The 22,927-nt window shown below is 75.8% G+C and carries 19 protein-coding genes; 9 read left to right on the top strand and 10 right to left on the bottom strand.

Going from position 1 to position 22,927, the window contains the following annotated elements; translation table 11 throughout:
- The first annotated feature begins 116 nt into the window (after window positions 1–116).
- Both ACFU9A_RS15390 and ACFU9A_RS15395 read left to right on the top strand, forming a co-directional pair.
- Window positions 117–311, top strand: coding sequence for a hypothetical protein (locus tag ACFU9A_RS15390; RefSeq protein WP_430576150.1), 195 nt, complete (start codon window positions 117–119; stop codon window positions 309–311).
- Between the two features lie 158 nt (window positions 312–469).
- Window positions 470–1,351 (top strand): DUF3097 domain-containing protein, encoded by an 882-nt coding sequence (locus tag ACFU9A_RS15395; RefSeq protein WP_430576151.1) that lies wholly within the window; start codon window positions 470–472, stop codon window positions 1,349–1,351.
- Window positions 1,352–1,390: 39 nt separating this feature from the next.
- Here ACFU9A_RS15395 and ACFU9A_RS15400 read toward each other — a convergent pair whose 3' ends face one another.
- On the bottom strand, window positions 1,391–1,954 hold the full coding sequence (locus ACFU9A_RS15400; RefSeq protein WP_430576152.1) for a DUF4282 domain-containing protein: 564 nt from the start codon (window positions 1,952–1,954) through the stop codon (window positions 1,391–1,393).
- Between the two features lie 122 nt (window positions 1,955–2,076).
- Between ACFU9A_RS15400 and ACFU9A_RS15405 the strand changes: the two genes are divergently transcribed.
- Window positions 2,077–2,538: a DUF4870 domain-containing protein gene (locus tag ACFU9A_RS15405; RefSeq protein ID WP_430576153.1), complete on the top strand. Its 462-nt coding sequence runs from the start codon at window positions 2,077–2,079 to the stop codon at window positions 2,536–2,538.
- Between the two features lie 24 nt (window positions 2,539–2,562).
- Here the strand turns inward: ACFU9A_RS15405 and hemW are convergent, their stop codons facing one another.
- Complete coding sequence (hemW, locus tag ACFU9A_RS15410; protein ID WP_430576154.1) at window positions 2,563–3,819, bottom strand: radical SAM family heme chaperone HemW; 1,257 nt, start codon at window positions 3,817–3,819, stop codon at window positions 2,563–2,565.
- The gene (gene lepA / locus ACFU9A_RS15415; RefSeq protein WP_430576155.1) at window positions 3,819–5,693 is read right to left on the bottom strand and encodes a translation elongation factor 4; all 1,875 of its coding nucleotides are present in this window, start codon (window positions 5,691–5,693) and stop codon (window positions 3,819–3,821) included. The genes hemW and lepA overlap by 1 nt, the downstream gene beginning before the upstream one ends.
- A 124-nt stretch (window positions 5,694–5,817) precedes the next feature.
- On the opposite strand from lepA, the gene ACFU9A_RS15420 reads away from it, so the two are divergent.
- From ACFU9A_RS15420 to rpsT, 4 genes are all read left to right on the top strand, one after another.
- Window positions 5,818–6,621: a maleylpyruvate isomerase family mycothiol-dependent enzyme gene (locus ACFU9A_RS15420; protein WP_430576156.1), complete on the top strand. Its 804-nt coding sequence runs from the start codon at window positions 5,818–5,820 to the stop codon at window positions 6,619–6,621.
- 65 nt (window positions 6,622–6,686) lie between these two features.
- Complete coding sequence (locus tag ACFU9A_RS15425) at window positions 6,687–7,517, top strand: alpha/beta fold hydrolase (protein ID WP_430576157.1); 831 nt, start codon at window positions 6,687–6,689, stop codon at window positions 7,515–7,517.
- Between the two features lie 21 nt (window positions 7,518–7,538).
- Entirely contained in the window at window positions 7,539–8,087 is a 549-nt protein-coding gene (locus tag ACFU9A_RS15430; RefSeq protein WP_430576158.1) for a type II toxin-antitoxin system PemK/MazF family toxin, read from the top strand.
- 240 nt (window positions 8,088–8,327) lie between these two features.
- Complete coding sequence (gene rpsT / locus ACFU9A_RS15435) at window positions 8,328–8,588, top strand: 30S ribosomal protein S20 (RefSeq protein ID WP_380315990.1); 261 nt, start codon at window positions 8,328–8,330, stop codon at window positions 8,586–8,588.
- Window positions 8,589–8,754: 166 nt separating this feature from the next.
- Here the strand turns inward: rpsT and holA are convergent, their stop codons facing one another.
- From holA to aztD, 5 genes are all read right to left on the bottom strand, one after another.
- Complete coding sequence (holA, locus tag ACFU9A_RS15440) at window positions 8,755–9,789, bottom strand: DNA polymerase III subunit delta (RefSeq protein ID WP_430576159.1); 1,035 nt, start codon at window positions 9,787–9,789, stop codon at window positions 8,755–8,757.
- A gap of 35 nt (window positions 9,790–9,824) precedes the next feature.
- A complete protein-coding gene (locus ACFU9A_RS15445; RefSeq protein WP_430576160.1) occupies window positions 9,825–12,446 on the bottom strand; it encodes a ComEC/Rec2 family competence protein in 2,622 nt (873 codons plus the stop codon).
- A complete protein-coding gene (locus tag ACFU9A_RS15450; RefSeq protein ID WP_430576161.1) occupies window positions 12,443–13,540 on the bottom strand; it encodes a ComEA family DNA-binding protein in 1,098 nt (365 codons plus the stop codon). Before ACFU9A_RS15450 ends, ACFU9A_RS15445 begins: the two co-directional genes overlap by 4 nt.
- Before the next feature lie 82 nt (window positions 13,541–13,622).
- Window positions 13,623–14,501, bottom strand: a complete 879-nt coding sequence (locus tag ACFU9A_RS15455; RefSeq protein WP_430576162.1) for a DegV family protein — start codon at window positions 14,499–14,501, stop codon at window positions 13,623–13,625.
- Between the two features lie 60 nt (window positions 14,502–14,561).
- Complete coding sequence (aztD, locus tag ACFU9A_RS15460; RefSeq protein WP_430576163.1) at window positions 14,562–15,914, bottom strand: zinc metallochaperone AztD; 1,353 nt, start codon at window positions 15,912–15,914, stop codon at window positions 14,562–14,564.
- A 183-nt stretch (window positions 15,915–16,097) separates the two neighbouring features.
- Here aztD and ACFU9A_RS15465 point away from each other — a divergent pair, with 183 nt between their 5' ends.
- Window positions 16,098–17,984, top strand: a complete 1,887-nt coding sequence (locus ACFU9A_RS15465) for a helicase HerA-like domain-containing protein (RefSeq protein WP_430576164.1) — start codon at window positions 16,098–16,100, stop codon at window positions 17,982–17,984.
- Window positions 17,985–17,990: 6 nt separating this feature from the next.
- Here the strand turns inward: ACFU9A_RS15465 and ACFU9A_RS15470 are convergent, their stop codons facing one another.
- Together ACFU9A_RS15470 and ACFU9A_RS15475 are read right to left on the bottom strand one after the other, a co-directional pair.
- Window positions 17,991–20,462 carry a glycogen/starch/alpha-glucan phosphorylase gene (locus tag ACFU9A_RS15470; protein ID WP_430576165.1) on the bottom strand — a complete coding sequence of 824 codons (2,472 nt, stop codon included), beginning with the start codon at window positions 20,460–20,462 and terminating at the stop codon, window positions 17,991–17,993.
- Between the two features lie 99 nt (window positions 20,463–20,561).
- Entirely contained in the window at window positions 20,562–22,070 is a 1,509-nt protein-coding gene (locus tag ACFU9A_RS15475; RefSeq protein WP_430576166.1) for an MFS transporter, read from the bottom strand.
- 190 nt (window positions 22,071–22,260) lie between these two features.
- Between ACFU9A_RS15475 and ACFU9A_RS15480 the strand changes: the two genes are divergently transcribed.
- Window positions 22,261–22,902, top strand: coding sequence for a TetR/AcrR family transcriptional regulator (locus ACFU9A_RS15480; RefSeq protein ID WP_430576167.1), 642 nt, complete (start codon window positions 22,261–22,263; stop codon window positions 22,900–22,902).
- The last annotated feature ends 25 nt before the right edge of the window (window positions 22,903–22,927 follow it).

A 22,927-nucleotide genomic window follows, 5' to 3' on the forward strand; every position in this document is an offset into this window, starting at 1 on the left:
CGGCGACCGTGCTGACGTCGCCCGACGCACCTGTACACATGCCCTGAGCAGTCGTGTACGGACCGCCCGGGTGCCCCCTCTCTAGCCGTGTCACCACACCCGGCTGGGAGGCCATCATGGATCCGCACGTGTACGACATGCTCTTCGAGCGCCGGCAGGAGGAGCTCGAGCGCGAGGTCGCCCTGCGCCGTCTGGCGCACGAGCTCCGCGCCTCGCGGCGGGCGCTCCGGGACGATGCCGTGGCACCAGCCCCCCGCGAGCCCCGGCGTCGCGCCGCGGCCGCGTCGCTGGGCCTGCCGCGCCACGCCTGACCCACCAGGCGCACGGTCGGCCGCACCGACCGCCCGCCGTCCTCGAGCCGTCGACGAGCCACCCGCTCGCCCCGCACGCGCCGCCCGGTCCCGACCGGGCGGCGCGTGCCGCGTGTCGGGACCGTCCCGGGCCCGGGCCCGACCGTAGGCTCGCGGCCGTGCACGACCGCTACGGCTCCGACATCCTGTCCTCCGCCGGCTCCCGCGCCCCCGGCGCGCCGGACGGCTCCGCCCACCACCGCCGCCGGCCGGTGTCGCGGCCCCAACCGGCGGAGCACGGCCTCGTCGTCGAGGAGGTCACGTCCGGATGGGTGGGCGCCGTCGTGCGCGTCGAGAAGTCGGGCGGCATGCACCTGGTGGTGCTCGAGGACCGGCGGGGCCGCACCCGGTCGTTCCCCCTCGGGCCCGGGTTCTGGGTGGACGGGCAGCCCGTCGAGCTCACCGCCCCCGTCACGCGGCGCGCCCCCGGACGCCCGACGCGCACCGCGTCCGGCTCCGTCGCCGTGCACGACCAGCGGGCGCGCGTCGCACGCGGCAGCCGCATCTGGGTGGAGGGCAAGCACGACGCCGAGCTGGTCGAGAAGGTGTGGGGCGACGACCTGCGGGTCGAGGGCGTGGTCGTCGAGATGCTCGACGGCGTCGACAACCTCGCGGACGCCCTCGACGAGTTCGCCCCGACGGCCGAGCGCCGCGTCGGGGTGCTGGTCGACCACCTGGTGCCCGGGTCGAAGGAGCGCCGCCTCGCCGACGAGGCGCTGCGCGGGGTGCCGCGCGGGACCGTGCTGGTCCTGGGCCACCCGTACGTCGACGTCTGGCAGGCGGTGAAGGCCGAGCGCCTGGGTCTGGCGTCGTGGCCGAGGATCGAGCGCGGCACGGAGTGGAAGCGCGGCATCCTGCGCGAGCTGGGGTGGCCGGCGTCGTCGACGGAGGACGTGGGCCGCGCCTGGCAGCGGATCCTGGGGACGGTCCGCGACTACCGCGACCTCGACCCGGCCCTGCTGGGCCGGGTCGAGGAGCTGATCGACTTCGTCACGGCGTGAGGCTCGGCCCGCGCCGCACCGTGCCCGGGCCGCCCCGGCTCAGATGATGCCGTCCCGCTTCGCGTAGGCGTTGACCCGCTCCGACACGGAGATCACGGCCATGAAGAACTCCAGCGTGATGCGCGCGATCGCGAGGTAGACCAGCGCGATGATCCACCCGAACACCAGGTAGAGGATGCCGGCCCACACGGACGCCTGGAACGCGGCGACGATCCCGCCGAGCCAGGCGATCGCGACCAGCACCGTCACGATGATGTAGACGACCTTCACCACGCTCGGCGTGATGTAACGGCCGAAGGAGTAGTCGAACATCGCGGACAGGAAGCCGCTCCCCTGCCCGCCGCCCGGCATGTGCGGGCCCGCGGACCGGTCCGGCGGGTACTCGAACCCCCCGTACAGGCCGGGGTCGGGCATCTGTCCCTCGTACGGCTGCTGCGCCGGCGCGTAGGGCTGGTCCCCGTACGGCGGCTGCCCGCCGTGCGGCGGCGGCCCGGCCGGCGGCTGACCGTGCGCCGGGCCCGGCCGGGCGGGCGGCGGCTGCTGCGGCGGCTGGTGCGGCGGCTCCTGCGGGTCGCCGGGCTGCTGCGGCGTGTTCTCGCTCATGGTTCCTCCTGAGTCGTCCAGGTGACTCACCCGGCGGGGTCTGGCCGGCTAGGCCCACTGTGGCCCGAGCCGTGCCGCGTCGCCACCGCACGTGACCTCCACGGATGCGCGAGGATGGGGTCATGAGCCAGCCGCCGTACGGGCCCCCGCCGCAGCAGCCCCCGGCCGGTCCGCCGGGCCAGCCCCCGGCCGGTCCGCCGCCCGGGCACCCGCCCTACGGGTACGGCCCGCTGCCCCTGTCGCCGTCGGACGAGCGCACCTGGGCGATGGTCGCGCACCTGGGCCCGCCGGTCCTGTCGCTGCTGAGCTTCGGGTTCCTCGGGTTCCTCACGCCGCTGCTGGTCTGGCTGTTCCTGCGCGACCGCAGCGCCTACGTGGGCGACCAGGCCAAGGAGTCGCTGAACTTCCAGATCACGCTGCTGATCGGCTACGCGATCTCGGTGGTCCTGTTCCTCGTCTTCATCGGGTTCGTGCTCTGGATCGCGGTCTGGGTGCTGTCGATCGTCTTCGGGATCCTCGCCGCGGTCGCCGTCAACCGGCACGAGGCGTACCGCTACCCCATCAACATCCGCATGGTCTCCTGACCGGCGGACGCATCGAGCGTGCCGTCAGGCGGTGAGCTCGCGGACGACGGAGTCGGCGAGCAGGCGACCCTGGCGGGTGAGGACGACGCGGCCGCGAACCGCGGCGACGCCGTCGAGCAGCCCGCGCGCCACGAGCCCGGCGACCGCCGCGCGGCGCGAGGGGTCCAGCGCGTCGACGTCGAGGCCCTCGCGCACCCGCACCCCGAGCAGCACGCGCTCGAGCTGGGCCTCGGCGGGCGTGAGCAGCTCCCGCCCGGCGCCCGGCGACGCGCCGTCCTCGAGCAGCGCCGCATAGCGACGCGGGTGCTTGACGTTCCACCAGCGCACGCCGGCGTGCTCGCCGTCGCCCGCCCCCGCGACGTAGGAGTGCGCACCGGGGCCCACGCCCCACCAGTCGTCCCCGCGCCAGTACGCGCGGTTGTGCCGGCACGCGTGCTCGGGCCCGCGGGCCCAGTTGCTCACCTCGTACCAGCCGAGCCCCGCCTCGGTGAGGAGGTCGTCGGCCAGCTCGTACTTCGCGGCCTGGTCGTCCTCGTCGGGCAGCGCCAGCTCCCCGCGACGCACCTGGGCGTGCATCTTCGTGCCCGGCTCGACGACGAGCGCGTACGCCGACACGTGGTCGACGCCGGTGGCCAGCACCGCCTCCAGCGACGCGCGCCAGTCGTCGAGGGACTCCCCCGGCGTGCCGTAGATGAGGTCGAGGGAGACGTCCAGACCGGCGTCGCGCGCCCAGGCCACCGCATCGGGCACCCGACGCGGGTCGTGGGTGCGCTCCAGCGTGGCCAGCACGTGCGGCACCGCCGACTGCATCCCGAACGAGACCCGGGTGAACCCGGCGTCGGCCAGCACGCGCAGCGACGCGGGCGTCACCGAGTCCGGGTTCGCCTCGGTGGTCACCTCCGCGTCGTCGGCCAGCCCCCACGCGTCGTCGACGCCGCGCAGCACCCGCGCCAGGTCGGCGGCGGGCAGCATCGTGGGCGTGCCGCCGCCGAAGAACACGGTGGAGACGGGGCGCCCGCCGAGGCCCGCGTCGTCGAGCACGCGCGCGGCCAGCTCGACCTCGCGCAACGCCGTCGTCGCGTACGCCGCCTGGTTGGCGCCGCCGCCCAGCTCCGCCGCCGTGTAGGTGTTGAAGTCGCAGTACCCGCAGCGCACCGAGCAGAACGGCACGTGGACGTAGACGCCGAACGGGCGGGGCTCCGCGCCCGCCGCGGCCGGGCGCACCCACGGCGGCAGGGCGCCGTCGGCCGGGACGGGGACGCCGTCAGGCAGCGCGGGCACTACTTCTTCTTGTCCTTGGTCTCCTTGCCGCCGGCGCCGTCGGAGGAGAGCGCGGCGATGAAGGCGTCCTTCGGGACCTCGACGGACCCGATGTTCTTCATGCGCTTCTTGCCCTCCTTCTGCTTCTCCAGCAGCTTGCGCTTGCGGCTGATGTCGCCGCCGTAGCACTTGGCGAGCACGTCCTTGCGCATCGCGCGCACCGTCTCGCGGGCGATCACCCGGGCGCCGACGGCGGCCTGGATCGGCACCTCGAACTGCTGGCGCGGGATGATCTCCTTGAGCTTCGCCGTCATCATGACGCCGTAGTCGTAGGCCTTGTCCTTGTGCACGATGGCGCTGAACGCGTCCACCTGCTCGCCCTGCAGGAGGATGTCGACCTTCACGAGGTCGGCCGCCTGGTCGCCCGTGGGCTCGTAGTCCAGCGACGCGTAGCCGCGGGTCCGGGACTTCAGCTGGTCGAAGAAGTCGAACACGATCTCCGCGAGGGGCAGCGTGAACCGCAGCTCGACCCGGTCCTCCGACAGGTAGTCCATGCCGAGCATCTGGCCGCGGCGGTCGTTGCACAGGCCCATGATCGTGCCCACGAACTCGCTCGGCGCAAGGATGGTCGCGCGCACGACGGGCTCGCGGACCTCCTTGATCTTGCCGCCGGGGAACTCGGACGGGTTGGTCACCTTCACCTCGGTGCCGTCGTCGAGCGTGACGTCGTAGACCACGTTCGGCGCCGTCGAGATGAGGTCGAGGTCGAACTCGCGCTCGAGCCGCTCGCGCACGATCTCCAGGTGCAGCAGGCCGAGGAACCCGACGCGGAAGCCGAAGCCCAGCGCCACCGACGTCTCGGGCTCGTAGTTGAGCGCCGCGTCGTTGAGCTTGAGCTTGTCGAGGGCGTCGCGCAGCGCCGGGTAGTCCGTGCCGTCCACCGGGTACAGGCCGGAGAACACCATCGGCTTCGGGTCGCTGTACCCGCCGAGGGCCTCGTCGGCGGGCTTGGCCATGTTGGTGACCGTGTCGCCGACCTTCGACTGGCGCACGTCCTTCACGCCGGTGATGAGGTAGCCGACCTCGCCGACGCCGAGCCCCTTGGTGATGATCGGCTCCGGGGAGATGACGCCGATCTCGAGCAGCTCGTGCGTCGCGCGGGTCGACATCATGGCGATGCGCTCGCGCGGGCTGAGGTTGCCGTCCACGACGCGCACGTACGTCACCACGCCGCGGTAGGTGTCGTAGACCGAGTCGAAGATCATGGCGCGGGCCGGGGCGTCCGCGTCGCCGACGGGCGCCGGGACCCGCTCGACGATGCGGTCGAGCAGCTCCTCGACGCCGGCGCCGGTCTTGCCGGAGACCTTGAGCACGTCCGCCGGGTCGCCGCCGACGAGGTTCGCGAGCTCCTCCGCGTACTTCTCCGGCTGCGCGGCGGGCAGGTCGATCTTGTTGAGGACCGGGATGATCTCCAGGTCGTTCTCCATCGCCAGGTACAGGTTGGCGAGCGTCTGGGCCTCGATGCCCTGCGCGGCGTCCACGAGCAGCACGGCGCCCTCGCACGCGGCGAGCGACCGGGACACCTCGTAGGTGAAGTCCACGTGGCCCGGCGTGTCGATCATGTTGAGCGCGAACGGCTCCTCGGCCACCTGCCACGGCATCCGCACGGCCTGCGACTTGATGGTGATGCCGCGCTCGCGCTCGATGTCCATGCGGTCGAGGTACTGCGCGCGCATGGCCCGCGGCTCGACCACGCCGGTGAGCTGCAGCATGCGGTCGGCGAGCGTCGACTTGCCGTGGTCGATGTGCGCGATGATGCAGAAGTTGCGGATGAGCTCCGGCGCAGTGGCGTTCGGCTCGATGCGCGCGCTGAGCGCGGGTCCGGGGATGGGCAACGCGATCTCGCTCCGTCAGGTCGCTGGGTGGGTGCCGTCGGTGGTGGCGAGGCCCGGCCATTGTCCCATGCCCGCCACGGCCCGGACCTCCCCCGACGCTCGCCACCCCGCTAGCCTCGGCGCCATGCGCGAGACCGCCGTACCGACGCCCCGCCCCGAGGTCGACCCGCGCAGCGGGCGACGCACGGACGGCGGGCCCGAGCCCGACCGCCTCGCCCTCCTCGCGCGGCTGCAGGACGAGTTCGCCGCGGCGGTGCCCGGCGTCGACCCGGACGCCCGCGTGCCCGCGTGCGGCGACTGGCGGGCGCGCGAGCTCGTCGTGCACCTCGCCGGCGTCCACCACTGGGCCGCCGGGATGGCCCAGGGCGACACGTCCCGCTCGGAGGACCTGGCCGAGCCCGACGGCGGCGCGCCCGCCCTCGCGGCCCTCTACCGCCGGCACGCGGCCGCGCTGCTCGCCGCGCTCGACGTCGCCGGGCCCGACGGCGCGGCGGTCACGCTGGTCGGGGACGGGCCGGCGTCGTTCTGGTGGCGGCGGCAGGGCTACGAGACGCTCGTGCACCTGCACGACCTGCACGCCGCGCGCGCCGGCTCCGGGGCGGCCGCCCTGGGCGCGGTCGGCGTCGGGCCCGACGTCTGGGCCGACGCCGTGGACGAGGTCGTGACGCTCTTCCAGCCGCGGCAGGTGCGCCTGGGCCGGATGGCCCCGCTCGCCGACGTCCTGCGCCTCGAGGCGGACGACCTCGGCTGGTCGTGGACGCTCGGTGCGGGCGCGCTCGGCGCCGCACCCGGGGCCGTCGTCCGCGGACCGGCGCGCGGGCTCGCCCTGCTGCTGTGGGGCCGCCTGACCCTCGCCGAGGCGGGCGCCGTCGTCGAGGGCGACGGGGCCGCCGCGCGTCGCGTGCTGGACGCGCCCCTCGTCCCCTGACCTCGCGCGGCAGCACGGGACGCGCTCGACCGATGAGTCCGCCCGGACCGCCCGGTCCACCCGCCATGACCCAGAACACGACCGGCGGCACGGCCGCCGCGCCCGCGTCCACCACCACGACCACCGGCAGGACGGCGCGCGGCGACCGCATCACCGCCGACGTGCGCGGCTCCGGCCCCGGGGTGGTGTTCGTCGCCGGCGCCGGGCCGTTCCGCGCCGTCGACCCGATCACCACCCGGACGGCGGAGCTCCTCGCCGACGCCGGCACCACGACCGTCGTCTTCGACCGGCTGGGCCGCGGCGACTCCCCCGCCCCGGGTCGGCTCGACCTCGACCGGGAGCTCGACGCGGTCGCCGCGGCGATCGACCTCGCGGGCGGGTCGGCCGTGCTGTGCGGGCACTCGTCGGGCTGCGCGATCTCCCTCCGCGCGGCGGACCGGGGCCTGCCCGTGACCGGCCTGGTCCTGTGGGAGGCGCCCCTGGAGCTCGGCGCCGAGGAGACCCGCGCGTGGGCGGCGGAGATCGAGCGCCGCATGGACGCCGGCGACCTCGAGGGCGCCACCGAGCACTTCATGAAGGACATGCCCCCGGAGTGGCTGGCCGGCGCCAAGGCGTCACCGGACTGGCCCGCGATCGCCGCGTCCGTCGTCTCGCAGCGCGCCGACGCGCAGGCCCTCACCTGGGCCACCCGGGCCGTGGCGGACGGCGGGCTCGCCGGCGTGCCCGTGCCGCTGCTCGCCCTCACCGGGACCGAGACCTTCCCCGGCATGCCCGAGGCGGCGGCGCGGCTGGCGGCCGCCGTCCCCCAGGGCTCGGCCGAGACGCTGGCCGGCGCCGAGCACTCGTGGGACCCGGAGCCGATGGCGGCACGGCTGGCCCGGTTCGTGCTCGCCTGACCCGCACGTAGGCTGTCGGCCGTGGCGAACCGATGGCTGAACCTGCTGGTGGACGTGCTGCGATCGGCGACGCGGCCGTCGTCGCGCGGCACGTCCCGCCCGTCCACCACGCCCCGCCCGCGAGGCGGGACGCCGACGCCCGGCCGCGGCCCGGCCGGCGCCGGCGCCTATCCCGGCGACTTCACGGGCATCGTGAAGCCCGTGTACTCCCCGCGGCCGGACGGCGACCCGGACCCGGGCGAGGTCGTGTGGACCTGGGTGCCGTTCGAGGAGGACCACGCGCGCGGCAAGGACCGCCCCGTGCTGCTGGTCGGCAGGGACGGGCCGTGGCTGCTCGCGCTGCAGCTCACCAGCAAGGACCACGACCGCGACGCCGCGCAGGAGGCCCGTCACGGGCGGCTGTGGATGGACGTCGGCACCGGCGCGTGGGACTCCCAGAAGCGCCCCAGCGAGGTGCGCCTCAACCGGGTCGTCCGGGTGGACCCGGGCGCCGTCCGCCGCGAGGGCGCCGTCATGGACCGCCGGACGTTCGACCGGGTGGCGCGGGCGATGGCCGAGGCGCGGCGCTGACCTGCGCGCCGGGGCCGGGTCGGAGCCCGACCGGGCCCCGACCCGGTGCGGTACGCCACAGCCGGCGACGGTTCTCCGGCCGAGGGTGCCTCTGCTATCGTTGATGTTTGCGTGTCCGCCCAGGTCGGCGGGCACCGCCGCAGTTCCTCTCCACGGGTTCCCCACCCCAGTCCCGGAGCTGTGGCCGCCCTCTACGACCTATCCGCTCGCCGGCAGGCGAACACACCAGGAAGTCCACACGTGGCAAACATCAAGTCCCAGATCAAGCGCATCAAGACGAACGAGAAGGCGCGCCTGCGCAACAAGGCCGTCAAGTCTGAGCTGAAGACCTACGTGCGCAAGGTGCGCGAGGCCGTCGCCGCGGGCGACAAGGAGGCCGCCACCACCGCGCTGACGGCCGCGTCGCGCAAGCTCGACAAGGCTGTCTCGAAGGGCGTCATCCACGCCAACCAGGCCGCGAACCGCAAGTCGGCCATCGCGAAGTCGGTCGAGGCTCTCTGAGTCGTCGCGCTCCGTCCGCCTGACGGCGGGCCGGCAAGACTTCGAAGGGCGTCGCACCTGAGGGTGCGGCGCCCTTCGCGCGTCCCCGGGCGACGTGCCGCGCCGCGCGACGGCCCGCCCGGGCGCGGAGACGGACGGCCACGGTCCCGCTCACCGCGGGACAGCGTCAGCCCCGGCGCGAGCGGGCGATGGTCAGCACGGCCTTCTCGACGGCGTAGACCGGGTCGCGCCCGCCACCCTTGACGTCGGCGTCCGCCTGCGCCACCGCGCCGATGGCGGTGGCCAGCCCCTCGGGGGTCCAGCGCGACAGGTCCCGCTGCGCGTTGCGCACCTGCCAGTCCTGCAGCCCGAGCTCGCGCGCGGTGACGGCGCCGCCACGGATCGCCGCGACCCGGGCGAGCGTGCGCAGCCGCAGCGCGAGGGCGGCGACGATCGGCACCGGGTCCCCGCCGGTGGCCAGGGAGTGCCGCAGGAGCGCGACGGCTCCCCCGGCGTCGCCCGCGACCGCAGCGTCGGCCACCTTGAAGCCCGTGGCCTCGACGCGGCCGCCGTAGTACCGGTCGACGACGGCCTCGCTGATCGTGCCGGTCGTGTCGGCGACGAGCTGGGAGCACGCGGACGCCAGCTCTCGCAGATCGGTGCCGAGAGCGTCGACCAGCGCGCGGACCGCCGCGGCGTCGGCCCGGCGGCGCGCCGCCCGGAACTCGGCCGTGACGAACTGGACCTTGTCGGCGTCCTTGGTGATCGGGTCGCACTCGAGCACCGGGGCGCCGGTGGCGACGATCGCGTCGAGCATCTTCTTGCCGCGCTGCCCGCCGCCGTGCACCACGACGACGACCGTCTCCGGGTCGGGCGACGCCACGTACGCGACGACGTCCGCCACCAGGTCCTCGGTGGCCGCCTCGGCGCCCCGCACGACGACCACGCTGGGCTCGCCGAAGAGCGACGGGCTGGCCGCGACGGCGAGCTGACCGGCGGTGTAGGTGCCGCCCTCGAGCTCGGCCTTCTCCGTGGTCGCGTCACGCTCGCGCGCCAGGCCCACGACGCCGTCCACCGCGCGCTCGGCGAGCAGCCCCTCCGGGCCGCGCACCAGCAGCACGGGCGCCAGCGTCGGGTCGTCCCAGGGCCGGCTGTTCGCCGCCGTGGAGCGGCCGCCTCGACGGGGCGAACGGGACTGGCGGGAGGCGGGGGCGGCGGGCACGCCCCCAGCCTGCCACGAACGACCGACGCGCCCGGTCACCCGCACGCCAGGCCGATCTCCGCTCCCCGGGGCACCAGGGCGGCCGTGCCGCACTCGTCCGTGCGGACCAGGGCGGAGCCGACCGAGGCGTACAGGTCCAGGGCGTCGTCGGTGGGGTGTCCGTACGTGTTGCCCGCGCCCACGCTGACCAGCGTCACCCGCGGGGACAGGTGCCGGGCCAGCGCCTCCGACTGCGACCGCGAGCCGTGGTGGGCCATCTTGACGACGTCGACGTCCGCCGCCCGGCCCGACGCGGCGAGCGATGCGGCCAGCGCGTCCTGGCCGGGCTCCTCCAGGTCCCCGAGGGCGACCAGGTCGAGGCCGCCCGACGTCCACAGCTCGAGCGCGACGCTCCCCTCGTTCGCCCCGCCGGCCCCGGCGCCCGGACGGCGTCCGGACCCGTCTCCCGCCGGGCCCCCTCCGCCGGCGGCCCCCGCGGCGGCCAGGACCTGCCACGCGACCGAACCCGCCGTCCCGGAGGCGCCCGGCGCGGCGTCGCGCACCGGCACGCCGGCCTCCGCGAGCCGCGACCGCACCGCGGCGGCCTGCGCGGCGGGGTCGTCCAGCGGCGAGACCAGCGCGGACGTCACCGTCCGTCCCCGGAGGACGGGGGCGAGACCGCCCACGTGGTCGGCGTGGAAGTGGGTCAGCACGAGCAGGTCGACCCGCGTGACGCCCAGCCGGTCCAGGCAGGTCCCGGCCGCGCCGGTGTCCGGCCCGACGTCGACGACCACCGCCGATGCCGGTCCCGTGCGCACGACGAGCGAGTCCCCCTGCCCGACGTCGCACGCGACGACCTGCCAGTCCGGCGGCGCCCGGTGCCCCGCGGCGACCAGCCGCGGGACCGCGAGCACCAGGGCGGCGACGAGGGCGACCCCCGCCAGCCCAGCGAGGCCGGCGACGGCCGCGGTCCGGCCACGTCCGTGGCGCGCGGCCGCCCGCCGGACCCGCCGCCGCACGCGCCGGACCGTGCGCGGGCCGGCCTCGCGCCACTCACGCCGCCAGCCCTCCCCGGGCGGGCGGCGGAGGACGAGGACCAGCCCGGCGACCGTCAGCAGGGCGAGCGCCGCGGCGCCCGCCAGGCCGCCGGGCCACGGGAGCCGGGCCCCGGGCACGGCCGCGAACGCCCGGGCGACCGTCGCGATCCACGCCGTCGCGCCGCCCGCGAGCCAGGCCACGGGGAGCGCGAGCCCGGGCGCCCAGGGCGCGAGCAGCGTCGCGACGAGGCCGAGCACCGTGGCCGGCACCAGCGCGGGGGTGGCCAGCAGGTTGGCCGGCACGGACATCAGCGGGACGTGCGGGTCGATGAGGAGCAGCACCGGGCCGCACGCCGCCTGCGCGGCCCACGGCACCGCGAGCGCGAACGCCAGGGGGCGACCTGTCCACGGGGCCAGCCGTCGTGCCAGCGGCCCGGCGAGCAGCACGAGCCCGGCGGTCGCCGCGCACGACAGCACGAACCCGTAGGAGCGGGACAGCCAGGGGTCCACGACGAGCAGGGCCGTCGCCGCGGCCGCCAGCGCGGGCGCGCCCGACGACGGCCGCCCGAGCGCGAGCCCGAGCAGCGCCGCCGCGCACGTCCACGCCGCGCGCAGCACGCTGGGCTCGGGCCGCACGAGGAGCACGAACGCGGTGGCCGCGAGCGCCACGACGGCCACCCGCACGCCCCGCGGCGCCCGCACCAGCGCGCACAGGGCGGTGAGGGTCGCGACCACGATCGCGAAGTGCCCGCCCGAGACGGCCGTGATGTGCGTGAGGCTCGTGGCGCGCATCGCCTGGTCGACGTCGTCCGGCACCAGGCTCGTGTCGCCGACCGCGACGCCCGGCACCAGGCCCCGCGCCTGCGGCGAGAGCGACGCCGTGACGTCGAGCAGCGCGGACCGCAGCGTGTGCGTCGCGCGCAGCACGGCGGACGGCGGCGCCCGCTCGGCGACGGGCCCCGAGGCGGCCAGCCGCGCCACGGGGCCGTCGCCGCCGGCCACGGGGCGCAGCACACCGGTCGCCGCGACGGTGGCCCCGTACCGCGGCGCCGTGCCGTCGGCCGTCATCTCGACGAGCCCCGCGGCGCCCGTCGTCACGCCGCGTCCCGCGACCTCGCGGACGGAGACCACCCAGCGGGACCCGCCGCCGAACGCCGACGCCCGCGCCTCGGAGACGACCCGGCCGACCAGCTCGGCGCGGGCGCCCTGCGCCGCGAGCTCGCGCAGCGGGGCCTGGCGGGCGGCCTGGGCGTGCGCGCCGAGAGCCACCGCCGCGAGGCACACCAGCACCAGGACCGCCTGCACGGCGACCCGCCGCACCCGTGATCCCGTCCCGGTCCCCGCGCCAGGGCGGCGGCGGGCCGCCGCCCCTGCCCACCGGAGCGCCGCTCCCCCGCCGGCCGCGGCGACCACCGCGACCACCACGGCGGTGCCCGCCCACGGAGCGGCGGGCCCCGTGAGCGCCCAGGCCGCTCCCCACGACGCCAGCGCCGCGGGCACCAGGCGCAGGTCCACGCGCCGGGCCGGCGGCCCCGGCCGCGCGGCGCCACCACCACCCAGGGCAGCGCCAGGACCGGCCGCCGCGGTGACGTCGTCCGCGGGCCGGCCCGCCCGCTCGTCGGGGGCGGTCGCGACGGTCACAGCCGGACCAGGTCGCGGACCTGCCCCAGCACGGACGGGCCGATGCCCGACACCTCGTCCAGCTCGTCGACGCTCGTGAACGGGCCGTGCTCGTCGCGCCACTGGACGATCCGCCCGGCCAGCGCGGGCCCGATGCCGGGAAGCTCCTCGAGCTCCGCGGCCCCGGCGGAATTGAGGGGCACGAGCCCGCCGCCGTCCGCCCCGCCCGCGCCGGGGTCCGCGTCGCTCGTGCCGCCGCCCTCCGCCTCGGGCTGCTCGCCCGGGCGAGGCACGCGGATCTGCTCGCCGTCCACGACCGCGCGGGCCAGGTTGAGCGCCGCGGGGTCCGCCCGCTTCGTGGTTCCGCCCGCCGCCGCGACCGCGTCCGCCACGCGGGCCCCGACCGGCACGGTCACCAGGCCGGGCTCGCGCACCTCGCCCACGACGTGCACGACGACGGTGCCGGGTCCCGGACCGGCCGCACCCTCCGCGTCGCCGTCCTGCCCCGGCGTCACGTCCCCGTGGCCCGCCGGCCCCGGGGTCGCGGGCGGGTCCGGGGCCGACGCGGCCGGGGACGCCGCGGCGGAGGCGGCCCCTGCGCTCCCGGCGTCCCCGGCACCCGCGAGGGTGACCACCTCGCCCGGCCGCAGCGTCGCCACGACCGCGACGGCGACCGCCACGAGCAGCACGGCCACCGACGCGACCACGGCGGCACGCAGGCCCAGGGACCACCGCGGCCGGCCGCCGTCGTGGTCTGCGTGGTCGTCGAGCTGCGCGTGCCCGTGCGCAGCGGCATAGGCGGCCGCGACGTGGCGCGCCGACCGGCGCGCGCGCAGCCGCGCGGCGAGCTCGTCCTCGGCGTCGTGCTCGGGGCCGGGCGGCCCGCCCAGGTCCCCTCCGTGGCCCCACGGGTCGGCACCCGGTCCGTCGCCGGCGCCTGCCGCCGCGGGCCCCCGGACGGCGTGCCAGGCAGCGAGGCGCGCCGCCGCCTCGTCCAACGGCGACGCCGCGCGCGCGTCGGGCCGGGCGCCGTCGGACGGTCCGTCGTGCCGGCCGGCGTCGTCCGGGCCGAGGGGTGCGGCGCCGTCGGTGTGGTGCGGAAGGGTCGAGGTCACGCCGCGACGCTAGGTTCGCGGGGCCCTCACTCGACCGGCCGAGAAGGCGTCTGTGGACGACGCCGACCTGGGGGCAGGCTCCTCAGCCCGTGGCGCCGTGCGAGTGTCCTCCGAGCTCGGCGACGACCACGGCGAGCGCCCCCGGCCCGGCGTGCGCGCCCAGCACCGCGCTCACCGGCGTGACGACGGGCTCGGCGCCGCACCCGTCCCGGAGCCGCCGGGCGAGGTCGGCGGCCCGCTCCGGCGCGCCGAGGTGGTGCACGGCGACGCCCGGCTCCTCGCACGACTCCGCGCGGCGCAGCGCCAGCTCGACCAGCCGGTCCGTCGCGGCCCGGCGCGTTCGCACGCGCTGCGCCATCTCGAGGCGCCCGTCGCGGACGGCGAGGATGGGCCGCACCCCGAGCGCGGTGCCGAGCGCCGCCGCGGGGGCGGACAGACGCCCGCCGCGGCGCAGGTGGTCGAGGGAGTCGACGAGGAAGATCGTGGTGCTCGACGCCGCCACCTGACGCGCCCGTGCGGCGACCGCCGCGGCGTCGTGGCCGTCGGCGGCGCACCGGGCGGCCTCCTGGGCGGCGAACCCGAGCGCCATCGCCACCGTGCGGGAGTCGATCGCCTGCACCGGGATCATGCTGCGCTGCCCCGCGCCCGCCGCCACCCGGACCGTGCCGGACAGGTCGCCCGACAGGTGCACCCCCACGACCGCCCGCGCGCCGTCGGCGGCCAGGTCCCGGTAGACCGCCGCGAACTCCGCCGGCGCGGGCTGCGACGTGCTCAGCCGCTCGCCCGCGGCGATCCGGGCGGCGACCTCCTCCGGGGTGATGTCCACGCCCTCGCGCCACGACTCCTCCCCCGCCACGACGCGGAGCGGGACGACGACGGGGGCGTCGGAGCCGGAGAGCTCGGCGGGCAGGCACGCGGTCGAGTCGGTGACGACGCGGACGCTGGGCGGGTCGGTGGGCATCGGCGGGGAGTCTACCGACGCCGCCCGGGCGCACCAGGGCGCACCGGGCGGCGACGGCGGTCAGTCGTGCTCGTGCGCCCCGTGCTCGTCGTGCCCCTCCCCGTGCCCCGAGTCGTGCCCGGAGTCGTGCCCGGAGTCGTGCCCCGGCTCCTCGGCACCGCCCGGCACGCCGGAGATCTCGTTCGGCACGACGTCCAGCGTCGCGCTCTTCCACACGGAGCGGGACTCGACGTCGACGGCGTGCACGGACCGGGTGGCCGGGTCGGTCACGTAGACCGACCCGTCGAGGGCGAGCACGGCGGGCCGCGGCTCCTGCCACTCGGCAGGCTCCTCCCACGCGTCGATCACGGGGATGGACGCCTCCACGGCGCCGCTCTCGGGGTCGACGACGTGCAGCGCGCCGTCCGTGCCGAGCACCAGGGCCTCGCCGTCGTCGCCCCGCGCGAGGGAGCGGAACGTGTAGCTGGCGGGCAGGTCGACCAGCGTCAGCGTCGCCGTGCGCGTGTCGACCAGGGACACCCGCGTGGGCCGCTCGAGCTCCGCGTCCGGGTCCACCTTGTAGTCGCCGAGCACGACCGGGGAGGCCGCGGAGCCGGCCTGGTTGCCGATGCGGCCGTAGGCGTCGGGGGCGGCGACCTTGGTCAGCTCGCCGCCCGCGTAGACGAGGACGCCGTCCTCGCAGCCCAGCACGACGGCCTCGTCGGCCGCGACCGCCTCCCCGTGGACGCCCGGGCACGCGTCGCTCGCAGCCACCTCGTGGTCGTCGGAGTCCAGGACACGCACGCCGGAGCGCGATTCCTCGGTGCCCTCCGTGACGACCAGCGTGTCGTCGGCGAGCGCCACGGCCACGCCGTGGTGGGCCGACGGCGTGGTGAGCTCGCGCACCCGCGCCTCCCCGTCGGCGACGTGCGCGGCGTCCAGCACGGTGACCCGGCCGGTCCCGTCGTCGAACAGGGCGGTGCGCCCCTCGTGCACGACCACGTGCCCCGGCTCCTGGGCGTCGTAGGCGACGTCGGTGAGCCGCGGCTCGGCGCGCCAGTAGTGGTGGTGGTCGCCGTGCGCCTCGCCCCACGCGCCGAGGTCGAGGGCGCGGAAGCCGCCGGTGGTGGAGGCCAGCAGGTGGCGCCCGTCGCCGGCGGGGTTGAGCCGGGTGAAGCCGTCGAGCGGCAGGTCGGCGACCTGGTCGAGCGTCTGCGCGTCGAGGACGACGACGCCCCCGTCGTACGTGAGCGCGAGGCGCGGCGTGGGCGCCGGCGCCTCGGTCGCCGGCCCGGACGTCGTCTCCGGCGACCCGGCGGCGTCGGCGGCCGGGTCGGCGGTGGCGCAGCCGGCGAGCACGGCCGGCACGGACAGGGCGAGCCCGAGCGCCGGCAGGCGGCGGGCGCTCGGGCGGTGACGGGTGGGCGAAGGCATGGGTGTCTCCAGGGTCGGACGGTCGAGGACGCAAATGAGAACGTTTCTCAGGTGCGCGATCAGTGAAGCAGATGTGAGAATCGTTCTCAACTCTCGCGCGCGCCGGGTGCGGCGTTCCCGGTAGCCCGGCGGCGGCACCCGCTCGCCGCGCAGCCCTCCCGGCCGCGCGCTAGCGTGCGGCCCATGGCTGAGGGGACACCGCCCACCGACGACGCCGGGCTCGCCGCGCTGCGGGCGGCCGCCGCCCAGGCCGCGGCGGAGGCCGCCGAGGCCAAGGCCGCGGCGGCGCAGGCCGCCCTCGAGGCGGCGGAGGCCGCGAGCCGGACCACGACGTCGGCACCGGCCACGCCGCCCCCCGACGCACCGGCCGCCGACGCACCGGCCGCCGAGCCCGGGCCTGCGACGACGGCCGCACCGGAGCCCGCACCGGAGCCGGCGGCGGCCCCCACGGCGGAGACGCCGGACGGCGAGGCCGCGGCGCCGGCCTCGTACGCGGACGAGGTGCGCGCGGGCTACGCCTCGGACGGCCCGACGCTCCCGCTGGGCGCGCTGCTGTCGGGGGCGCTCGGCGGCGACCCGACCCCGGACGCGACGGTCCAGGTGGGCTTCCCCCTCGCGACGCTCAACCGGCACGGCCTGGTCGCGGGCGCGACGGGCACCGGCAAGACGAAGACTCTCCAGGGCATGGCCGAGGGCCTGTCGGCGCAGGGCGTCCCCGTGTTCCTCGCCGACGTCAAGGGCGACCTGTCGGGCCTGGCCGTCGCCGGCCCGGACAACCCGAAGGTCGCGGCGCGGGCCGCGAGCATCGGGCAGGAGTGGTCCCCGACGTCGTACCCGGTCGAGTTCTACTCGCTCGGCGGCCTCGGGACGGGCGTCCCCATCCGCACGACCGTCACCGACTTCGGGCCGCTGCTGCTGAGCAAGGTGCTCGGCCTCAACGCCACGCAGTCCTCCAGCCTCGAGCTGATCTTCCACTGGGCGGACGGGCAGCAGCTGGCGCTGCTCGACCTCAAGGACCTGCAGTCGACGATCGCGTACCTCACCTCCGACGAGGGCAAGGCACAGCTCAAGGGCATCGGCGGCGTGTCCGCGGCGACGGCGGGGGTCATCCTGCGCGAGATCGTGGGGCTGCAGGCGCAGGGCGGGGACGTGTTCTTCGGCGAGCCCGCGTTCGAGACGTCCGACCTGCTGCGCACCGCCCCGGACGGGCGCGGGCTCGTCTCCGCGCTCGAGCTGCCCGGCGTGCAGGACCGGCCCGCGCTGTTCTCCACGTTCCTCATGTGGCTGCTCGCCGAGCTGTTCCAGGAGCTCCCCGAGGTGGGCGACCCCGACAAGCCCAGGCTCGTGTTCTTCTTCGACGAGGCGCACCTGCTGTTCACGGGCGCCTCGAAGGAGTTCCTCCAGCAGGTGGTCCAGACGGTGCGCCTGATCCGCAGCAAGGGCGTGGGCGTCTTCTTCGTCACCCAGTCCCCCAAGGACGTGCCCGCCGACGTGCTGGCCCAGCTCGGCAACCGCGTGCAGCACGCGCTGCGCGCCTTCACCCCCGACGACGCCACGGCGCTGCGGGCGGCGGCGCGCACCTTCCCGACGTCGCCCTACGACCTCGAGCGGCTGCTGCAGTCGCTGGGCACCGGCGAGGCCGTCGTCACGCTGCTCGACGAGAAGGGCGCGCCGACCCCCGTCGCGTGGACGCGGGTGCGCGCGCCGCAGGCCTCGATGGACCCCGCGCCGCAGCAGGTGCTGGACGCGGCGGTCGCCGCGTCGCCCGGGCAGGCGCGCTACGGCGCCGCGGTCGACCGCGAGTCCGCCTACGAGCTGCTGCAGGCGCGCGCCGCGCAGGACGCCGCCACGCGGGAGGCGGCCGAGCGCGCCGCCGAGCTGGAGAAGGAGGCGGCGCAGGCGCGCAAGGAGGCCGAGGCCGACGCACGCCGGGCGCAGAAGACCTCACGCTCGTCGGGCTCCTCGCGCGGCAGCGCCCGGAACCCGATGGACGCCATCCTCACGACCGTCGGCACCACGCTGGCGCGGGAGATCACCCGCAGCGTCTTCGGCACGCGCCGCCGGCGCTGACCCGCGTCAGGCGGTCGTGAGCGGCGCCGCGTGCCAGATGCGGTCGAGGTAGTCCCGCATCGAGCGGTCGGAGGAGAAGAAGCCCGAGCGCGCCACGTTGAGCACGGCCGACCGGCTCCACGCGTCCGGGTCGGCGTACGCCCGCTCCACCCGCTCCTGCGCGTCGAGGTAGGCCTGATAGTCCGCGAGCACCATGAACCGGTCCTCGGTGAGCAGGTTGGACACGATCGGCTCGAAGACGGAGGCGTCGCCGCCGGAGAACGTCCCGCGCGCCACCAGGTCCAGCGCCCGGCGCAGCGACGGGTTCTCCTCGTAGTACGCCGCCGGGCGGTAGCCCGCCTCGGCGATGGCGCTCGCCTCCGGCTCCGTGAGCCCGAAGAGGAAGAAGTTCTCGTCGCCGACGAGCCGGCGGATCTCGACGTTCGCGCCGTCGTCGGTGCCGATGGTCAGCGCGCCGTTGAGCGCGAACTTCATGTTGCCGGTGCCGGACGCCTCCTTCCCGGCCAGCGAGATCTGCTCCGACAGGTCCGCGGCCGGGATCAAGGTCTCGGCGACGGTGACGTTGTAGTTCGCCGGGAACGCCACGTGCAGCACCCGCGAGACGTCGGGGTGGGCCTCGACCACCGCCCCCACGTGGTTGATCAGCGCGATGATCTCCTTGGCCATCACGTAGCCCGGCGCCGCCTTCGCCCCGAAGACGACGGTGCGCGGCGTGACGTCGCCGATCGCCAGCTCGCCGGAGGTCATGCGGTCGTACAGCGTCACGACGTGCAGCAGCTTGAGGAGCTGTCGCTTGTACTCGTGCAGGCGCTTGACCATGACGTCGAGCATCGTCGCCGGGTCGACGGCGATGCCGTCGCGGGCGGCGAGCAGCGACACCAGGCGGTCCTTGTTCGCGGCCTTGACCTCGCGGAACCGGCGCCGGAACTCGGCGTCGTCCGCGAGCGGCTCGAGCTCCCGCAGCCGGTCGAGGTCGGTGACCCACCCGTCCCCGATCGCCTCCGTGATCAGCCCCGACAGCCCCGGGTTGGCGAGCTTGACGAAGCGTCGCGGCGTGACGCCGTTGGTGACGTTCGTGAACTTCTCCGGCCAGAAGGCGGCGAAGTCGGCGAGCACCTTGTCGCGCAGCAGCTGCGAGTGCAGCTCGGCCACGCCGTTGACCTTCGAGCCGCCCACGGTCGCGAGGTAGGCCATCCGGACCGACCGCTCGGGGTGCTCCGCGATGATCGACATGCGCCGCACCAGCAGCTCGTCCCCGCCCGAGCGCTCGCGCACCTGCGCCAGGAACTCGTCGTTGATGCGGTAGATGATCTCCAGGTGGCGCGGCAGGAGGCGCCCGACCAGCTCGACGGGCCAGACCTCCAGCGCCTCCGGCAGCAGCGTGTGGCACGTGTACGCGAAGCAGCGCTGGGTGACCTGCCAGGCGTCGTCCCACTCGAAGCCGCGCTCGTCCACGAGGATGCGCATGAGCTCGGGGATCGCGATGACCGGGTGGGTGTCGTTGAGCTGGAAGACGATGCGGTCGGGCAGGTCGTGCAGGTCGAACCCCGGCGGCAGCAGCTGGTCCAGGAAGTCGCGGATCGAGCACGCCACGAAGAAGTACTGCTGCTGCAGCCGCAGCTCCTTGCCCTGCGGCGTGGAGTCCTCCGGGTACAGGACCTTGGAGATGTTCTCGGCGAACGTCTGGGACCGCACCGCCTCGGCGTAGTCGCCGTAGTTGAAGATCTTGAGGTCGAAGGCGTGCGTGGCCCGCGCGCTCCACAGCCGCAGCGTGTTGACCCGGCCGTTGCGGTAGCCCGGCACCATGTAGTTGTACGGGACGCCGAGCACCTGCCAGCCGGGCACCCAGCGCGAGCGCTCGCGGCCGTCGTCGTCGGTGTACTTCTCCGTGTGCCCGCCGAACCCGACGGTCACCTCGTGCTCCGGGTGGGCGAACTCCCACGGCGCCCCGTTGTCGAGCCAGGTGTCGGGCTCCTCGACCTGCCGCCCGTCCTCGAACCTCTGCCGGAAGATGCCGTACTCGTACCGGATGCCGTACCCGATCGCCGGCACGCTCATCGTCGCCAGCGAGTCGACGAAGCAGGCGGCGAGCCGCCCCAGACCGCCGTTGCCGAGGCCCGGCTCGACCTCCACCGCGCGCAGCTCGTCGAGGTCGATCCCCAGGCTGGCCAGCGCCTCGCCCGCGATCTCCTCGAGCCCGGTCGCGATGAGCGCGTTGTCGAGCTGGCGGCCCAGCAGGTACTCCGCCGACAGGTACGCCACCGCCTTGGCCTGCGTGCGGTACTGGCTCACCGTGGTCTGCATCCACCGGGACATCAGGTAGTGCCGCACCGTGCGCGCGAGCGCCAGGTACTCGTCGTTGGTGGTGGCCCGCTCCAGGATCGTGCCCTGGGAGTAGTTCAGCTCGCGCAGGTACTCGCGCACGAACCCCTCCACGGAGTGCTCCGGCGTGGTGATCAGAGGCGTGGTCTCGGTCACGTCCCGACCCTACACACGCCGCCGGCCGGCGGCCCGGGGTGCGGGCGCCGGCCGGCGGCTGTCGGGGGCCGTCGGGGGACGTCGGGGGACGACCGCGGGTCAGGCCTCGACGGGCCGCAGCCCGGCGAGGGCGCCGGCCGGGACCCCGACCGCCGTCGTCGTGCGCCGCTCGCGCGCGGCGCGCGTGCGGAAGAGGGCCACGGTGAGCAGCGCGCCCACCAGGAAGATGCCCGCCGACCAGGTGAACGCGAGGTCGTAGCTCTGCACGGCCGCCTGCGCGAGGACGCCGGGCGTGGCCGGGAGGTGGTCGGCGACGTAGGTGGTCGCGGCGGTCGCCGCGAGCGTGTTCAGCACGGCGGTGCCGACCGCGCCGCCCACCTGCTGGGAGGTCGAGACCATCGCGGACGCCACGCCCGCGTAGGGGCCCTGGACGCCGACGGTCGCCGTCTGGATCGACGGCGGCATCACGCTGCCCATGCCGATCCCGAGGAGCACGAGCGCGGGCAGGACCCCGGTGGCGTAGGTGCTGTCGACGTCGAGCCGCGCGAACCAGAGCATCGCCACCACGCAGACCGCGAGCCCGACCGGGACCAGGACCTTCGCGCCGAGGCGCGGCAGCGTGAGGTTGTTGGACACCTGGGCCGTCGCGACGAGGGCCAGCACCATCGGCAGGAACGCGACGCCGGTGCGCATCGGGTCGTAGCCCATCGTCGCCTGGAGGTAGTAGGTGAGGAAGAGGGAGACGCCGAACATCCCGACGCCCGCCACGAAGATCGCGACGTACGAGCCCGCCCGGTCCCGGTCGCGCACGATCGAGAGCGGCAGCAGCGGCTGCGCGGCGCGGCGCTGCCAGCCCACGAAGGCCACGAGCAGGACCACCGAGGCCACGAGCGAGCCCCACGTCCAGGCCGACCCCCAGCCCTGGGGCTCCGCCTGCGAGAAGCCGTACACCAGCAGGAACAGCCCGCCGGAGCCCAGGGCGACGCCGGGCACGTCGAGCCGCTGCCGGCGCCCCTGCTCGCCGCGGGGCAGGAGCAGGAGCCCGGCGACGACGGCGATCGCCGCGAAGACGAGGTTGACGTAGAGGTTCCAGCGCCAGTCGAAGTTCTGGGTGAGGAAGCCGCCGAGCAGCAGGCCCACGGCCCCGCCCACCCCGGCGATCGCGCCGAAGACGCCGAAGGCGCGGCCGCGCTCGGCGGGCTCGGTGAAGGTCGTGGTCAGCACGGACAGCGCGGCGGGTGCCAGGACGGCCGCGAAGACGCCCTGCAGCGCGCGGGCCGCGACGAGCATCTCGAAGCTCTGCGCCGCGCCGCCGAGCGCGGACGCGACGGCGAACCCGACGAGACCGACGAGGAAGGTGCGCCGTCGACCGAGGAGGTCGGACAGCCGGCCGCCCAGCAGCAGCAGGCTGCCGAAGGCGAGCGCGTAGGCGGTGACGACCCACTGGCGGTCGTTGTCGCTGAAGCCGAGCTCGGCCTGGGCGGAGGGCATGGCGATGTTCACGATGGTCGCGTCGAGCACGACCATGAGCTGGGCGATGGCGACCGTCGCCAGGACCAGCCAGCGGCGGGGGTCCGTGGCGCGCGAGGGCGCCGGAGGAGTGGTCATGGAGGGTGCTCCCGAGGAGGCGGAGGGGACCGGGGCGCCGGACGGGCCGGCGCGGGTAGGATCGACACTAAGCGGTACCCACCGGTTTCGAAACCGGTGAGTACCGGAATTAACCTCGGGTTCACCGACGGCGAACACGTCGCCCGCGGTGATCGGCCGTGGCACCCGAGGAACGGACGGAAGGACCACCATGAAGGCCGCCGACGACGTCGTCGACGACGCGCCCCCCGCCCCCGCCGTGCGCGGCGGGCGCCCGCGCGACGCCTCCCGTGACGTCGCGATCCTCGACGCCGCCCGCGAGCTCCTCGCCGAGGTCGGCTACGGCGGGATGACGATGGGTGCCGTCGCCGGGCGCGCGGGCGCCAGCAAGGCCACGCTCTACCGGCGCTGGACGACGAAGTCGGACCTCGCCGTCGACGCCGTCACCTGCGGGCTGGGCCACGACCTGGACCCCGCCGACATCCCGGACACCGGCTCGCTCGAGGGCGACCTGCTGGCGCTGGAGGAGCTGCGGCGCGCGCGCAAGTCGGCCGCCACGGACCGCCTCATCCCCGGCCTGATGGCGGAGGTCCGCCACGACCCCGAGCTCGCGCGCCAGTTCCACGCGAGCTTCGTGCGGCCCAAGATCCGGCAGATGCGCACGCTCCTCGAACGTGCGCGCGACCGCGGCGAGGTCCCCGCCGACCGCGACCTCGACCTCGTGAGCACGGTGGTGCCGGCGCTCATCTCCTACCGCAAGGTGGTCGAGGGCGTCGAGGTGACCCCGGCGTACGTGGAGCGCCTCCTGCGCGAGATCCTCATCCCCCTCGCGACCGCACCCACCACGCCCTGACGGCTGCGCCCGCGGGGACGGGGCC

It is taken from the genome of Isoptericola sp. NPDC057653 (genome assembly GCF_042799955.1).
Lineage (GTDB): Bacteria > Actinomycetota > Actinomycetes > Actinomycetales > Cellulomonadaceae > Isoptericola.